Annotated in this window: 1 protein-coding gene (only partly in view); it reads right to left on the reverse strand. The window is 62.2% G+C overall.

What is annotated here, in order from left to right; genetic code table 11:
• Positions 1-18,066, reverse strand: partial view of an MFS transporter gene (locus ACQPZ2_RS13465; RefSeq protein WP_433525826.1) — the end only. The gene runs 40,197 nt beyond the window's last position; 18,066 of the gene's 58,263 nt are visible here — the last part of the coding sequence; its start codon lies off the right edge, out of view; the stop codon is at positions 1-3.

Raw genomic sequence — 18,066 nt, forward strand, 5'->3', positions numbered from 1 at the left:
CTAGGACGACGGGGGTGCCTCCGCTTCGCGGCGGAGCAGCTGCAGGGTCTCCTGAAGCGCTTCATCGGCTTCTGCGTGGTAGATCAGTCGCTCGGCCACAGCCTCGCTCATCCGCTCCCCGCGCAGTCCGGGCGGCAGTTCGCGATGGAGTGCGCTGAGTTCGTCATGCAGGCGACGGATTTCGCGCGCGGCCGTGCGCGGCGCCCAGTGCACTGGAAAGCGACGCGCGGTCTCGTCGAGCACATCGGCAGCCTGGCCGAAGTGGTGGAGCCCGGAGGTGAAGCGACTGGTTTGGTTCGTGACGTACATTCCCGCCGTGATCAAGCTCCGCAGATAAGGTTCGGTTGTGGCGGCGAAACGTTGATCATTGCGGTCTCGCGCCAACCCGTTGTCGTGATACTTCCTAGCTCGGCCGCGCAGGTTTCCGAAGACATCAACGAGTTCGGGGGCGAAGTTCCCCTCCGAGTGCACTTGCAAGGTGATATCAGCCGAGTGGTACCGGTTGGAAACACGCAGACCGGACAATTCCACGAGTCCATGCGTTGTCTGCTCGAGGAGCGCGATCAAGCGCTCGCGGCGGGGGTCGTCCCGGCTGGAGCTGCGGGCAGAGACGACGTCCCTGGCCTCGTGTGCCGCCTCCACAATCTGTTCCAGACGGCGATGAATTTCCCAGAACGGCACCGGGATGTGGTGTAGCGGGTGCGGCCTGGACCGCGGGTCGCGCACCGCGCCGACGCTGTCGAGCACCAGGCTCGCGCTCAGCCACATCTCATAGGCGACAGGCTTCCAGCCAGCGATGGTGAACAACATCTCCGACAGTGCTTCGTTGTTCAAGACGCCCGGGTCGAGTCCGAATTCGCTTGCGGCGATGAATTGCTTTTCGAGGTATTTCGCCAATGCGGTAGTCAGTGCGTTCAGTACCCGTGCCGCGCTGGTCAACTCCGCGATCGGTGGTGGATCGCCACGATGCAATGCCGCCAGATGGGCGGTGACCTGTTGCCGGGTCTGCGCCATCAGCAGTCGAGCCTCGTGGAAGGGCAGCGCAGAGGCCCACTGCTCGAGCTGCTCGAAGGTGGCTGTGAGGTCCGGCATCGCGATGTCCGTCCGCAATGGCATCGCGCGGGGAATCTCTGTTGTATCGGCGTCGTCGCCTCGAGCCGGTGCCGTCGCACGGTCGCCCGGCGGAAACCATCGCGCGGGCGGCACCGAAGCGCCGAGGGCGTCGAAGATCCGTGTGCTGGGCAGATCAGGGTGCTGCGCCCATGCCGGTCTGGAAGTCGCAAAGGCACTGCGCAATTCGTTGCCGACGAATTGGATCTGCTCCGGGGTGAGTTGACCGTACTTCGCTGCTCGCCGAAGTCGGATGAGGTCGTGAATGATGCGCTGGATCTCGAAGAACAGGAAATATACATCCCATACATTCGGCGATGCCGACACCGTCTGCCGCAAGTGCTGTGCGGCCGGTCCGGCACCGGTCAGGTGATACATGCGGACAAAGTCGATGACGCGATCCCCGGGCCTGGCCAGCTCCCAGTCCACCGCGACCACCTTACCGGCTCGGTTGCCGCGCAGAATGCGGAGCAAGTTCCGGAAATGCGCGTCGAGATGCACGATCGCGAACGGCGCGAACCACTCCGACGACATGACGCCCGAATGGATCCAACGCACCACCGGTTCGAACGGTTTTTCCGGGATCCCCAGCGCGGCAAAGCAATCGGCGAGTTCGGGCAGCGCCGCTCGAATATTGGCCATTTCCTCGGCGACGAGTTCGTCGATGAGCTTTCGCCGGTCCCCGGTCCCCAGGAAGGTCTGCCGGTGCAGAGCGTTGAAGAGTTCGACCACCTCGTCGATCACTTCGTCGGTCAGGCCCCCGCGATCCATTACCTCGGCGAGCTGTTCGGCATCCAGGTACTCCATGAGAACGACCTCGTCGATCCGGCGGCCGTCGGGCATTTGGACGTCGTTGAACACCCGGTACACCCGCGGCACCGATGGCTCGTTCGCCTCTGCGAATTTCCGATAGACCCGCCATTCGACGAGCTTGACCTTGTCCAGGTCGTCCCCGCTGGCCGCTGGAAAGCGCACCATGAATTGTGGCTTCCCGTCGACATAGCCGACCGGGACGTTTTCGTTCTTACTCCCCGCCATCGCGGTCGACAGGCTGTTGAGTCCCTGCTCGAGAAGGGCCGCGGCGATCTCGTCGGGCATGGTCTGGCCTGTCGTTCCACCGATCGGCATGTACTGATCATTGGTACGCAGGTTGGGTATGGATGTGTCGGCTTCCGGTACCGCGCCGCTCGCGTGCTCTGGGGCGTCGCCCTCGTTCTCGAGAGCGACCGCTGCCACTGCCGCCGCCAGTCGGCGTAGTGCGCGACGTTCCAACTGGCGCGGAGGTTCGTCGACCTGCATCTGGTGGGCTGTCTCGTTGCGGGTCAAGCCGTCCCAGAACCTTGCGGTCAAGTAATCGCGCTCGAGATCGGACAGGGTCGCCAGACCGCGTTCGACCTCACGGCTGCTCCGTCCGGGTGCCAGCGCGCGGGCCAAGGGGTCGGCGGGGTCGACCTTCACGAATTCGATCAAGGCGCGCAGCATGGCCTGTCGGAAGAGTTCGGATCGCACGTGGTCGACCGCGCGATTGCGGGCGTGGACGATGACCATCTCCGGGGCGTTGTCCGCGTGATCCGCGAGCACCTCCGTGGTAATGGCATCGGCCGCCTCGGCCGAGCCCACAATGGGCTGTACCTGTCGAAAAACTATGTCCTGGAGCGGCGTTGGAGACGCGATCGCCGGGCGTCGGCGGTTGATGATTCTCGCTAGATCGTTGGGCGTGAGGGGCGCCGGTCGGCTGGCCGTAGCCGAGGCGGCTACCGGTTCCGTCGGCCGCATTCGCGGCGTGGTCGCGATGGTGACGAGATCGTCGGGCACCGGGAAATGGATCGGCTCGATGGATTCAGACCTGCGCTGTTCGAAGTCGAACCGCAGTTGGGTCGGCCATGCCCATGCGGCGCGGTTTTCATCGTGCAAGCCTTCGAAGATCGGGCCTGGGTCGGCCGGGAACTGCGCCAGTTCCGTGGCCAACCGACGGAGTGTCTGCGCGAGCCGAGGTCCTTGCGCCGTAGTGGCCAAAGCTTCCAGGCGCGCGAGGCTGACGTTGTCCGCTGCGACTCGGCGGACGGTTTCCGCCGATGCGCCGAGCGGAGACCCGTACTGCCTGTACAAGCTGTATTCCTCGGGCCACATCTCGAAGATTTTCGGAAAGTCGGCGGTGTTCGTCACCCGCACCGCTTGCGCGGTCAGAGCCCCCTCATCCATGGGAAACAGGGTCCAGAATGCCTGCAACAGCGGCTCGACAGCCGGATCGGTCCGGATGGCGTCAGATAGCGTAAAAGACCAGGTCAGATCCGTCGTTGCGGCGCCGTGCGCCGCCGCTGGCCAGGAGAATCGATGGAGGCGATGGCGTTCGAAGAGCTGATTCGTTGCCAACCACTTCGCGGCGAATACCGCTCGCCAGTACGAACCGCGGAATTGCTCCTGAGTTATATCGCGCGGATCGGCACCGCGGGCTGGGGCCTCGGTTCCTGTTCCTGATGGGCTGTGTGCCACTTCGATGCGGGTGTCCGCGTCCCGTGTCGCCTGCCGCGCAAGTGTTCTTGGTCGGATATACCGATGTGAACCCAACCAATCCCGGCCGTGCTGGACCGCGATCATTTTGGTTGGGAAACGGGTGTGCAAGGCCGCATCGATCATCCTCGACACTCGATCGAAGTGGGGACCGGCGACAACCGGACCGTAGAACTCGATCCACGCGTGGGCGGTGCCCTGCGGGTCGAGTGCGTATTCGATTCGGCAGTCGACTGGGGGATCTCCGGTTCCTGTATCGATCGTGATTGTTGTCGTACTACGGGGTCCATCATCGATCTCGCGCCACCGCACGGTTTCCGAGGCATGCAGAACCAGCACACCGGACCGCGTCTCCGCGCTGACGACGGTCCCGCTGATTCCGAGAGGCCGTTCGCGAGTTTCCGGCCGGGGCGAACGCGAGTCGACGACCAGCACACCGGATACCGCATCCTCGTCGAGGTCGCTGGAATGCGGATTTCTCCCGACCCGGGCCGCGGGCGGCGGTGCTTGTTCGGGAGCTGTCTCCAACTGGTGATGGAGTTCGAACCAGGCGGAATGCCGGGTGCCGCTTTCGGATCGAGTGGTGCCGAAATCGTCCGAGAAAGCCCTGAGCGCAATGGTGGGCTCATCATCGATCTGCGCCTCGGTGCTCCCAGGCGCACAGATGGTGACCACTTCGACGCGCGTTTTGCGAGTGTGTTGTTCGTCCGTCGCCGTCACGACGGCCTCGATCCGGGTGTCCGGCTGCTTCCTCGCTTTCGTAACCAACTGCGTGAACAGCACGTTCGCTGCCGCGACCTGCTCGTCGGTGAGCCAGGTGAACCGTTCGCCCAGCAACCGCAGTAGTCGGTCGCGCGCCGGATGGGCGGCACTGATGGTCTGGTTCTCGGTCGTATCGGTGGTGTCGCGGACGACGAACTGTTCGTGGGTATGCGGCGACGATGTTTCGTCAGGTTCTGGCGGTACATGTTCCACCGGGCTCGCGGGATCGTCGGCTGGTGGTTGTGCCGCCGCCTGCTGGTCGCCTCGGCTTAATGCGCTTGTGCCCGAGGCATTTTCGTTCGGCTCCGATGGGACGTCGCGATGCTGGTGCGGTTTATCCCATTGCACGGGGTCGCCGGGAACGTCGTCGTTGTGGTGGAAGGCCAGGAACTGGTTACCGAGGTGCTGCGGTCGTTTTCCACCGGCGAGGCGGTGGCGTTCAGCGGCGAACGGGTTGTCCCTGGGATGGTGGAAGGGCTCGGGTTCGGCGGCGTTGTGTCCGGGGAGTGTGCCGGAGCCGCCAGCGGCAGGCCCGGGTCGGCGGGTCGGCAGGTCCGCCACCGGAGGATTGCTTATCCCGTGTAGGAGAGCCAGGGTCTGATCCATCGCGTCGCCGAAAGATGAGTCGAGGAAGAGCCGGTCATATGCGCGGGTGGCCATCACTCGTGGCCGCACATAAAACGACCTGAATTGCGATGCCTCGAGTTGTTCGTGCAGTTCGCGCGCGGCGGCGGCGGTGTGCGCCGCCTGGTGTCCATGCAGACGCGCATCGATAGCGTGCAGGGTCTCGGAAAGACGGCCGAGATGTTCGAGACCGGATGCGTAGTCACTGGTCCTGAGCAAGTAGTATCGCGTGACCGTAGCCAGGCACTCCAGATAGGCCGCTGCCGCCGCGGCGAAGTCCGGCTCGGCGCCGTTTTGTGCGCGAGCGAACACTGTCGCGAGGTCCGGCAGCCTGCTGAAGGCGTCGGCCACCGCCGGGTCGAGTTCGTGCCGCAACGACCGCAGATAGGTGTCGGCGACATCGGTGTAGAAAGCAGTTTCTTGTGGGTACCCGACGGTTTTCATCGCCGAAATCAGGTGCGCGAGGCGTGCTGTCCTCAAATCGTCCGCACCGGCGGGACCAGGGGTATCTCCGGGGTCCGCCGACCCGGCCAGCAGTTCCAGCTTATGCGCGAGTTGCCCAGCCGATACCGAAAGTTCGTGAAGGAGTGGAGGTGGCACATAGTGCATCCGGAGGCTGCCGATGCAGTCGAACACCGCGCGTGCCCCGAGGTGCATTTCGCTGACAATCGGCGCCCACCCCGCGAAATACTCCGTCACCTCCGACAGCGCTGCGTCGTCGAGCAGTTCGAGGTACTGAGCATCGCCGAGGAACGCTATTCCCTCGGAGATTCTCTCCCAGAGTACAAACGTAATCGTGTTCAGCGCTCGTGCCGGACCTGTCGGTACTCGAGGTGACCTCATACCACGGTGAAAATCTGCCAGCACAGCGGTGATTTCGGCGCGCAATGTAGCCAAGACTTGCTGAAGCTCATCGAACGGCAACTGGTGAGCCCATTCCCATAATTCATCGAATGACGCGTCGGTGAAGCTGGGTATCGCGGTTTCAGCCCGTCCGGGCGGGCCGATGACGTAATAGAGGGGATCAATGTCGGTGGCCAGCATCTCAGGGCCGGTAATCTGCGCGGGAGGCGGGCTCCAAACTCCGATGGCTTCGAAATACTGCTGCCTGGACAAGGGGCCGCGGATTCCTTGGCTCCGTCTGGCCGCTCTGAACGCGCTCGCCAACTCGGTTTCCGCGAAATGGATCATCTCGGGAGTGAGCAGACCGAACATCGCCGCGCGCCTGTGTCGAACGGTGTCGATGAGGGTTCGCTCGATCTGCGACAGCAGGTCGTATATGTCATCGCGCTCCGTTCGCGGCAGCAGCCGCCGGAGCAGTTCCGCGCTCGGGCCGGCCCCCTCGAGCAGGCGAAGGCGGGCCCAGTCGAGAGCTGGGTCGCCCGGCCTGGCGAGTTCCAAGTCGAGGAGCGTCACCGTGCTGTCGAGATCGTAGAGAATATTCTTGAAATGCGCGTCCGAGTGTATGAGAACAGGATCGATATTCTGTCCCGGCGACACCATCGCCAGAACGGGTGCGAAGGGATCGCTCGGGATTCCCAGCGCGTCGAAAGTATCCCGGTATTGTTCGCGCGACCTCGCGAAGACGGACATTTTCTCATCGACCAGTCTCTGGACGAAGCTCAGGAGGTTCAGCCTATTTCCGGACCCCTTGGTCTGTGCATGCAGTTTTGCGATACTCGCCACCACGATCGCGATCGGCTTTTCCGGCAGATCGTGGAATAGGCGTGCATTGTCCACGAATCCCTGGATCTGCACGCCGTCGACGACAGTGCCATCGGGCAGCACGACACCGTTCATGATGTAGTACAGCCGTGGAATCTTTACGTCGATCCCGCGTTTGGCGAGCCACTCGATCACTCGTGGTTCGGAAGTAAGTCTGGTGTCCATACTGTCGATGCCCGATTTCCGTATGCGCACCAGAAATGAGCCGACCCGGATATTCAGATTGTAGTTGCCGTCCAAAGCCGACGACAGGTTGCGCAGGGCTTCCGCGATGATCGCCTCTGCCATCTCATGTGGCATATCGACACCGTCTCCACCGCCCAGGAAGCGAAGATCCTCGATCAGGGGACCGGGTATCGGGCGCGTGGTCGCTGGGGCCGGTGCGAATTCGGATACCTGGTCGTCCGACTCCGGCAGGGCGACGATCGTGGCCAGCTGTGTTGCGACGCGCCGAAGTGCGCGGCGTTCCACCGCCCACGGTGCCTTGTCCAGTTGCAGCCGATCAGCGGCCTGTCGCCGAGCGAGCCCGTCCCAGAATCGTGCCCGCAGAACGCCACGTTCGTCAGGTAATTCGGCAAGGCAGCGTTCCAGCTCGCTTCTGCTCGCCTCGGCCAGGGCGCGAACCATGGGATCGGAAATGTCGACCTTGGCGTCGATGATGAGAGCGACCAGCAGAGCCTGCCGGAATCGGGCGAAGCGCACATGATCTACTGCCAGCTCGCGGGCAACGGCGAGCAGCGCCTCGGCACCCTGCTCGCCCGCCTGCGAAAATGCCTCGGCCGCAATGTCCTGTGCTACGAGGTCGGCGCCTACCAGCTCTCGCACTTCTTGGAGCACGACCCGCATGAGCAGCGTGTCGGGGTGGTCCGGCTGTTCGGCCGCACCGGCAGGCTCATGCGAGCCGGGGTTATTCGAGGTCTCGCCGCTCCCTTGCGTGGTCCGCGACTCATCCGACTCGCTCTGCAACTCGCTCGTTCGCTGTCGGTCATCGCTCGCGTCGGCTGGTTGGTTGGATTCTTCGTTCGCGGGTGGGCCTTGGACTTTGTGTTGGCGTTGTTCTCGGGTGGGGCCGTGGGTGTTCGATCGAGGCTTGGGGTGGAGGCGGCCTTCTTCGTCTTTTGTGAATTCGAGGATGAAGGCGTCTTTGATATCGGGGAAGGTTTGGGGGAGGGTTTGTTCCCATTGGTCGCGGTCGCGGACGCGGGGTATGCGTTTGGGTTGTTGGTTGGGTGTGGTGGTGGTTTGTTGTTCGTTGGGTGTGGGGATGTTGGTGTCGAAGACGAGGGTTTTGCCTTTGCCTTCGGAGGTGACGAGGAAGCTGTGGGCGTTTCGGCCGTCGTCGATGACGAAGGCGATGGCTTCGATGTTGTTGTTCGGGTTTTCCAGGGTGTCGATGGCGTGGGCGATGGCATCGTTGATGGCGTTGGGGGTGTCGGTTGTGGGGATTCTGGTGTAGTTGCCGTGGAGGCTGTCTTCGAGTTCTTTCCAGGTTTCGGCGTTGTTGTTGGTGGGGATGTCGGCGTCGTCGTAGCCGATGGCCCAGGCGGCGCGCACGGTTTGGACGAGGCATTTGCGGAGGTGCTCGGGAATATCGCCGGATATCATGTGCCGTCCCGCCTCGATCATCGCGTTCAGACTCGAGAGGTCCAGTTTGACGGCGATACGCGCCCGGTAACCGGGTACCGCGTGCTCCGGCAGTCCCAGCTCATTCCCGATACTCGTATTCGGCAAGCCGTTCACGACCAGACGAAGGACTTGTTTTTCGAGATCGGACAGCTCGGTGTCCGCGTCGACGGTACGGGCGGCGAGACGCGGCAGGACCCTCGCTACCAGTGCTGCCCGGCTCTCGCTGCCCAGCTTGTCCTTGATCCGGCGGTAGTAACGGCCCACGCTGACCTCGTGGATGCCGAGAATCTCGGCGATGAGTCTGTTCGACATTCCTTTCGCGGTCATTGCGAGCAGGTCGAATTCGACTTGGCGCAGGTCATCGTCCACGCTCACAACGTCGGCCGCTGAACTGCTTCGATTTTCGATGATCCGCATCCGGATGGCTGTGGCTGCGAGCTCCGCCCGGGTACCGGTGCCGAATTCGGCTTCCAGACGGCTGAGATACACGTTGACGGTGCCCGGGGTCAGGCCGAGGATTTCCCCGATCTCCCAGTTCGTCTTGCCTTCCGCAACCAGCTCCAGAAGCCGGATTTGCTGGTCGGTCGGCGTGAAGTGTTCGTCGTCGACGAGATGCGCACGTCTGGCCTCGTCCAACGTGGCAGTGAGATCATCGGCCCCCAGTTCACCGGATATATTCGCGAGGTCTTCTTCTACGGTCGTATGTGGTATTCCGAGGACTTTCCCGATCTCGTGCGGGAACAATCCGCGCGCTGCCAGCTGAAGTATTTCGAGCTGCTGCTCGGAAAATGCGAGCGCCGCGTCGTCCTGGCTCGACTCGCGCGCCGGGGTCACGAATGCGGAGGCCCGGGCAACCGCCAGATTCGTCCCGGTGTGTGCGGCAGTAATCGCGACGGCCAACTTCCGAACAGCGCCCCACAGCAATGGGTCCGCGTTCTGAACGTCGGCGGGTGGCAACGGATCTGTCGAGGCGTCGGGCCGCGTCTGCCACAGCAGGGCAATCTTCCGCTGCTGGTCGGAGGCGAGGTTCGCGCGGAGGCAGTCCTGTATCCGGCTGCGGTCCGCCACGGCCAGCGCGCGGCTTGCCGGTCCGTCTGCCTCGACGTCGGCGCTGGCGACGAAGATATCCCAGATCCGCTGACGGAACTGGACGAACCTGCGATGTTCTGTCATGAGGTTACCGGCGTTGCGGAAGACCCATTCCTCGACGCTGAGGTTGCCGATCTGGCCGAAGCGGGCGACGGCATTTGCGCAGGCCTTGTCGGTGATATCCCGTGCCGCCTGGTGCTCTCCGATATCGGCCGACACCCATCCGAACACCCTGGCGCCGTATTTCTTCTTGATCAGAAGAATGGCTCGATCCGAATCCCCTTGTGCGACATGCTGTTTGATCCGGTTTCTGATCTGCTCCGGTGCGGGCCGGGGGTCTGCGCCGAAGCGGAGTTCGCTGGGTGGTGGTGTCAGGGTGCTGCTGGGGAGGTGGAGGAGTTCACCTGTGGCCATTATGTTGGGCGTGCGGGGTGTCATCTCGAACCACACCGCTTGCCGCCAGCCCGAATCGGAATGCCTGAAAAGGTCGACGCCGGATCGCATCGAGACGGAATACCCTTCTGCCGCAACTGGTTCGGGGACTGGGGCAGCGGAGCTGGTGGTATCGAATAGAGTTACGCGCAGCACTCCGTCGGTTACTTGTGATCTGACATGGACCTTGCCGATGCGGTGTTGGAGTGCGTCGTCGACCATCGCGGCGAGCGTGGCGCAGGCGACCTCGAGTTCCCCGGCTGGCAGGTCCGGATGCTGTTGGGCCAGCCAGGCTTTCGCTTCCTCGGCGGCCTCCGTGTTGTACGCGCCATGCTCCTTCGCGCGCACCATCAGTTCCGCATAAGGCGGCGCAACGTCCGGGCGCGGCTCGTGGATCTCCTCCGCGCGTATGTTTTCCGTAGGTGGATTTCCGCTGCCTTCGGCCCACACGGCACCCGACTCGGTCAGCCACGATGCCAATCGCTCGTGCAGGACTTGCAGTATCGCGATGGTTCGTGCCGGATCTCGGCCTAGATCGACGTTTTGGTACCGGGCGGTCACGACGTCGCCGTTCCGGCTCAACGTCACGGCGACTCGGCCGGGGTCGGAGCGAACCGGATTGAGGACCCAGGTGAGTGCGATTCCATCTGGTGTGGACTCCAGCCCGGCGAGATTGATCCAGAAGGCCATCCGGAGGCCGACGGGTAACAGATCGCCGTAACCGCTCGCCAGCACTCCCGCGTCGCGGCCGCGGTCCCGGAGCACCTGCCCGACCGGCATCTGGGCCGACTCACCGCGCCACACCAAGCCCTGGTGATCGGCGCTGAACTCGGTATTGAATTCGCAGCGTGTGAGGTCCGCCCCTTTATCGAGCAGTGAGTCCAGAATTTGTGCGGGGAACATCGGATCGTCGTTCCACTTGCTGAAGCCCTCGCAGAACGCATCGACCTTCTTGATACGGCCGCTGGTTCGCCATAATCCGTATCCGCTGACGCCGGGCGCGTCCTCGGAATCCGGTGCGATCGAGTGCCTTTCGAGATATGCGAGGTACAGATCAACGTGTGATGTATCCGGTGCGGTGAGAAGCACGCCCGTCGAAAGCAGTACGAAGTTGTCGCCCAATGGGTGTTCGGTGTGGTACGGCTCGCCATCCGCGCAGACCCACCCGCGCGAATCCACATCGACCTCGATGAGATCGACATCCAGCGCATCATCGTCCGCCGGTACGGTTACCGCGTCGTAATCTGTGCGCCGCGCAGGCGCGTGCGTCGAGGGGTCCGTCGGTCGATCGGCGGGCGACGAGGGGTCGGCCGGGCTTTCCGGTTGCTTGGTTCCGGGATCGTTTGGGCTCGTGGTGTTTTCGTCGTTGCTGGTGGGTTTGTTCTGTGGGTTGGGTTGGTTTGGGTTGTTGGGTTTGCCGAGGATGGGGTGTTGGCGTTGTTCGGGTGTGGGGCCGTTGCTGTCGGATCGGCGGATGGGCTCGAGTTGGCCGGTGGTGGTTTTGGTGAATTCGAGGTAGTAGGCGTCTTTGATGTGGGGGAAGGTTTGGGGGAGGGTTTGTTGCCATTCGGTGTGGTGGCGGACGCGTGGTGTGCGTTGTTCTCCTGGGGTGGTGGGTGGTTGGGGTGTGTTGGTGTCGAAGATGAGGCCTTCGGAGGTGGCGAGGAAGCTGTGGGCTGTGGTGCCGTCGTCGATGACGAAGGTGATGGCTTCAATGTTGTTGTCGGGGTTTTGGAGGGCGTTGAGGAGTTCGAGGATGTGGGTGAGGGGGTTGGTTGTGGTGGTTGTGGTGAATCCGGCGTGGAGGCTGTTTTCGAGTTGTTTCCAGGTTTGGGCGTTGTGGTGGGGGATGGTGGCGTTGTCGTAGCCGATGGCCCAGGTGGTGCGGACGGTTTGGGCGAGGCATTTGCGGAGGTATTCGGGTACCTCGGTGGCGTCGAGCGGGTTGTTGTCGATGTGGTCGACCGGCAAGGGCGGTGCGGGCGCATCGCCGTGCACGGTGTCGGGGATCCCGTCGCCGGCTGTCGTGCCGCTGCCCCCTGACTGGCGGGCCACATACTCGGTGAGATTGCTCGCGGCGGGGATACCCAACGTCTCGGTCGCGTTGCGGTATGCCGCGAGTACTTCGCGCGGGATTTCCTGCTCGACGATGTGCCCTTTGCTAGGAGACTCCAGTAGGCCCTTTATCTCGGCCAGGATCTCCGTTACGACTTCGTGTGGCGTCGGCTCCGGGTGGGAATCTGATCGCAGTCCGTGGCGGATGTAGTTTTCCACCGAAACCGGAGCCCCGACGATCGAAATGTTCTGGACGTCAGGACATTGCTGCCTGACGGTCGCCCACACCCGCCGAGCGTGTTGCGGGGTGCAGAAGACAATGATGGATTCGACATCATGACCATGTTCCTGTAGCAGAGCTACCGAATACGCCGCATTTTGCCTGGTGTTCCGGGCGTGCGGTTCCTCGATGATGCGGTGGGAGCCAAGGCCGAGTTTCTGCGCACCCAATCTGAACTTGGCGGCCTCGGAGTTCCAACCGGAGAACACTACCGGGATTTCATCGAGCCCCTGCTCCAGAACAAAGTTTGTGACTACGGCAGGCGCACCGTCGTCCGGGCTACCGAACACGACGATGGCACCATAGTCCCGTTCTGGATCGAACGCCCACTTCGGATCATTTTGGAGGAACTCCCAGATCATCGCCAGGTCCGACATCGTCCGTTCGGTATCGACCCCCCGATCGGTCAGCTCTTGCAGCCAATCGGCATAGGCATCGGCGGGTTGTGTGGTGGAACCGGACGCGGCCGACAGTTGGCGTGGGCCGATTACTCGCGACTCGTCGGGCCGGTCGGACAGGTTGTCTCGCTCGACGGTGATGCGCAGCCTCTCGATGGCCGCAGCGCTCATGCGCCGGACGGCTGCGAGTTTCATCCGCAGCATTCCGGCTATCTCTGCTTCGGTGTAGCCGTCGACGAATAGGAACTCCATGACCTGTTGGACTCGATCCGAGTCGGGCATGTCGGCTACAGCCGTGCTCAGCACGTCTATGAAGTCCGCCATGTCGAACGGCAGTTCGGCCCTTTGATCGGCGAATTCGCGGGTGTGGGTACCTCGTTTACCTTTGATCGGCTCGTCGGTCCGGATCTCTCGGTAACCGAGCATCGTCAGTAGCTCGGTGACTTCCGCCGGATCGAGGTCCAGCGCCATCGCCACTTCGGCGACATCGGATTCGGTCATGGTCGCGCTGGAACGTCTGCTGACATACTCCTGGACGCGCATCAGCTGATGCCGTGTCTCCTGGTCCACTTTCGGATACAGGTATTCGAAGAAAGCCCTGCGTATGGCGTGATGTGCTGCCGACCAGGCCGCTGGGGCGAAATCACCGGGCGGGACAAAGTTCTTGGTGGCGACGAGAATCGCTGCAAAGGCTATATTACGCAGATCGTCGAATTGCTCGCCCGGAATACGCCAGCGTTTGGCCATGGTCTGCGCGACCCATACGTACTTTTCGCAGATTCGGCCGCGGATATTCTTCTCGTCGTCGGACCCCGGACGGGTGGCGATCAATTCCCAGAAAAACTGTTCCTCGGTCGCGTCGCCCGCTGGGACGTCGTGCGAGTAATGCCGCCGAAGCACTTCGACCAGCACCTCGTTGGGGATATCCAGTGCATCGCGCAGCGTGCGCAGGAAAGTAACGTCGGGTCTGGAGCCGGTCTCGAATTGGCTGATCGACGATTGCGATTGCCCGGTAAGTGCGGACAATTCGTGCTGGGGCAATCTGCGATACAGGCGTGCTGCCTTCACCCAATTATGCAAATCATATTCGGCCGGATCGGGAATCGTCTCTCCGCCGCGATCCATCCGATAGCTGTATCCCCACGCTTCGGCCAGGTCGTTCCACGGTCCGGCGCGGTGCAGACCGCGGGTATAGAAATCCAGCACGACGAGATCTTCGAGCGTTTCGCTGGCGTCGTTGTAGTGGTCGCGCACGGTTGAATTCGGGAGCTCCAGAACTGTTCCCACAGTCCACTTCTCGAGATGGTTCAGCCGCCCGAAGTAACGCAGGTACTCGCCGAACGATGTGGTCGCTGCGAAAGCCGGGAAAAGCAGCGTCGCCCTCGGCAGGTACAGGAAGTTCTCGGCGATTTCGTCGTAAGTCACGCCATGCGGGAATGGAAGGGCTGCCGCGATCGACAGCAGCGCCGCCTGGGAAGGCTTCTTTTTCCCGGTCTCCCGGTCGGTGACGCTGAGCTTGGAACTTCCGGTCAGTTCCGCGTACCGGCGCTGTGTCAAACCTTCCGAATTGCGGTGGTATCGAAGGTATTCGCCGACGGTGGAATAGCCTTCCGGGAATTCCGGTTTTCCGTCGGCGTCGAGTAGACCTGGGTAGCACGCGGCGGCGCCGCGATAGCAATCCCGGGCACCCGGTACGCGGCGTAGCAGGGCTCGCACTTGCGCGATTTCCAACTCGTTCTGCCCCTGTTCGGCGGCCTGCCATGTGCCCGAGGTGGCGCCGAGCAACTCGTCCATCCGCTCCGGGGACACCGCAAGGTAGCGGCGCGCCGCCGCCAGCCAAACCGCCTTTTCGCCGCCGACTGGGACCGGGAAGGGTTCGGCCGCGATGTTGTCGAGAGCGGTCGCGTCGAGGCCCGCGTTGGTCAACCAGCGCCTCACCTGCCCCATCTCCAGGTGATGCATGGCGATGTAATCGGCGAGATTCTGCCCCGGCTGCCCGGATTCGTCGCTCAGTCGCGCCCGGCACCACTCCAGAAAGCGATCCTCGACCGACACGATCGACACCCCTGCCGGGGCGGCATTGCCAACCGGCAGCGGGCCCCCGGTCGCGGCCGATGCGGCGGCGTTGGTTGTTCCGGGCTGGGTGTCGGGGGTGGGTGCAGGTTCGGGTTGGTCCCAGAATCGGTGGTCGTCACCGTTGTTTTGGTGGTGGAATTCGAGGATCTCATTGTTGAGATTTCGTCGTTTGTTCGCCGAGCCCGTGTGCGGGAAGTGCTCGTCGAGCGGGTTGGGGACGGTGTCGTGGAAAAGCTCGACCCCGGGCGGCAGTGGGTTGGCCGGGAGTCCGCCGGTGCGGCGGTCGGTAGTCCCTTGTACTTCGCTGGGCTGTGCGGTGGTTTCCGCGCCGCGGTTGTCCGGTTCCGTGCGGGTCTCATCGGTGGCGTCATTCTGAATCTGCGGTGTCGCCGTCCCGATCAGGAGGCGCCAGCGGTCGGCGAATGCGGTCTGGAGCCGTCCGATCGCCTGATCGCGTAGCTGCTCCGCCGCCGGTAGTGCGATCCCCAGACGCTCCGCTACTTCGCCGAGCGGACAGCCGTCCACGAAATGGAGCATTACGAACTCCCTGGCGCGAGCGGAATCGGGCAGGTCCGCAAGTGCCTCCGCGACGGCATCCTCGAATTGTGAATTGTCGTCCTCGTCGAATTGCGGATCGCCGAAGGAGGGGTGATCACTGCCCGCAAATATCGACTGAGCCGGAAGATCGTGCAGGTCTATGCCGGATTCAGTCATCGGCGCATCCAATGAGTCCATCCCGTGCCTCAGGATGTCCCTCGCCTCGATTACGTCGGATACGGTGAGATCTGTCGCTGCCGCGATCTCGTCGTTATCCGGTTCCCGGTGGTTGTCGTTGGCGTACTGACTAATGTACGCCTTAACCGTGCGGAGTAACTCGCGGGATTCCTTGTTCGCATCCGCTTGCCTGCTCTCAACATAAGCGTCGCGCATTCTGAAGTTGACATGAGACCAGGCAAGCCTCGGGAAGCTGCTTCCCGGAATGATGTATCCGGTGGCGACAATGATCGCCTGGAGACCGCGTTGGACGAGATCGTCGTACTCATCGGCATTTCGCCAGCGGTTGGCTGCTGTAGTCGCGATCCAAGCATATTTTTCGACCAGTGGATTACGCGCAGCTTCTTCCTCAGGGGATCCGACGGGTGTCGCGATAAGATCCCAGATGAGTCGGTCGTCGGCTGTATCTACGGCGGGAAGATTTGAGCGTCGATAGTGGTTCGTAATTACGGCTGTAACTGTTTCGTTCGGAATGCCCAGCTTGTCGCGAATTTTTCGGATAGTGACGAGTCGTCGGGTATATCCCTTTGAATCGAGGTTACGCCAGAGCCCAGCGCTGCCGACCTGCTCGTCGAACTGTGTCAATGTCATCCGACGGTACAAGCGTTCCGCTCGGATCCATTCGTACAGAGTTTTATATTCAGCAGAGTCGGGATCGGTCTCTCCCGCGGGGTTCATTCGATAGGTATAGCCCCACGCCACGGCGAGATCGTTCCAGGGTCCCGCCTTGTGCAGCACGTGATCGTAGTGGTGCAGCATCTGCAGCTCTTCGACCTGCTGAGTTCCACCGGTTTGGTGCAAATGCACAGCATGCCCGGAGAGGCCGAATATCTCAGCGGCTTCCCCTCGCGCAAGATTGTTGACTCCTCGGAAGTATCTCAGATATTCGCCGAAAGATTCTGTCGCAGATGTGCCCGGGAATATCAACGATTCCCGCGGCAACTCGGAGTAGCATTCGGAAAGGTCGTCTCTGGTAACACCGTGCGGCGGTGGTATTACAGCCATCAGGCTGTCGACGGTATCTTTCGAAGGGTGGACCCTGTCGTGCTCGATAAGATAGTATGCATTCGCGCTGAAAGTTCCTAGAGCGGCTACACTGGGCCGCGTGTATGTATCGTGTTTGTCAAACTCTCTGGTTGCCAGAAAGAATTCCTCGATTACATTGTTGTGATAATCTCGGACGAATTGGAAATATTTACCGATGAGTTCGTACCCCTCGGGGTAGGCGGGCCGACCGGTCGCCGTCAATAGTTCCGGGAACAGTCGTGCGGCGTCCGGATACGCCGCACAGGCGCTGGGGACTCGGCGCAGCAGTGCGCGGACATGGGTGATCTCGAGGTCACTTCGCCCTCGTTGGGCTGCCTGCCAGGTTCCCGGGGGCGCGCCGATCAGTTCGTCCATTTGCTCGGCGGGTACGCCGAGGTAGCGGCGCACGGCGGCCAGCCAGGCAGGCGCCTGCATACCGACAGGGCTGGGGAATTGCGTCGGCAGCGGTGAGGACGGCTCGGTCGATTCGAGTCCCGCGCGCGACAGCCACCGGTTGACCTGCGATGGCAGTAAGTGGTGCATCTTCATGTAGTCGGCCAGGTCTTGCCCCTGACCTGCTTTTCGTCCTCGGAACCAGCCGACGAACCGCTGCTCCGCGGAAGGTGCCGCCGACGTCGGTTGCGAAAGTTCTGCAGGCGCACCGATCGTCGATTCGTCGTCAGCGGGTACGGAAGCATCTGCGGGGGTCTCGATGCCGAGGTCGATACCTTTGTCGCGTGCCGCCTGCACCAAGTCCTCGCCAGCGGCGGCATCGAGTCTCCTGCGGATTCTGATAAAGGAGATTTTGACGGCTCCGACCGTTATTTCTTGGTCGGCGGCGATATCGTCGTACGTCATCCCCGTGGCCGCCAGGCGAAGTAACGTGATTTGGCGACCGTTCAATATTGGGCGAATGTACTGCGGCCCATCATTGATCTCGATGCCGCGATGTCGGGCTGCCGACTTCAAATCGGCCTGTGCCGAGACCCCGAGCTTCCTGTATATCCGGTGGCGGCAGGTTGCGACGAAGCCCACGGATGCGTGTAGTTGCTTCGCAATCATCGGATTTGTCATGCCCCTGACCAGCAATTCCAATACTGTGATTTCGCGCCCGGACAGTTCTTTTTCCGCATTGTTTGGAGTGTTCCACCTCGACCATTCTGGACCGGTGAAATCAATGATTCCCTCCCGCAGTCCAACTGGTACGAGACTTCCGGCTCCAGCGGGAATTCCGAACGCCCGGCCGATTCTATCCATGATGGCTTTCACTTGGCCGGGCGAAACCTGCCGCGCCCACGAGTCGGTCAGCGTCTCTGCGATCGCCTCACCCGTCATCCCCTTCGCGTTCATGATCAGTACGGTGGTCTCATCCGATGCGAGCGCTATTGGATTCTGTCGAACCGCCGACGGAAGATCGAGGACATCCAAAACCCCTCTGCGAATCGCCTCCGCTACGACCGCAACCTTGTTCGCCGTGCCGAACTTCATGATAATTCCATCGGTCACCCCAGTAACCGTCCTCGGGGAACTATCGACGATCTCGGCAATTTCTTTGGCTGTCAACCCCTGCGTCAGCAG

Origin of the sequence: Nocardia pseudovaccinii (assembly GCF_050942345.1) — a bacterium.
In the GTDB taxonomy this organism is placed as follows: domain Bacteria; phylum Actinomycetota; class Actinomycetes; order Mycobacteriales; family Mycobacteriaceae; genus Nocardia; species Nocardia pseudovaccinii.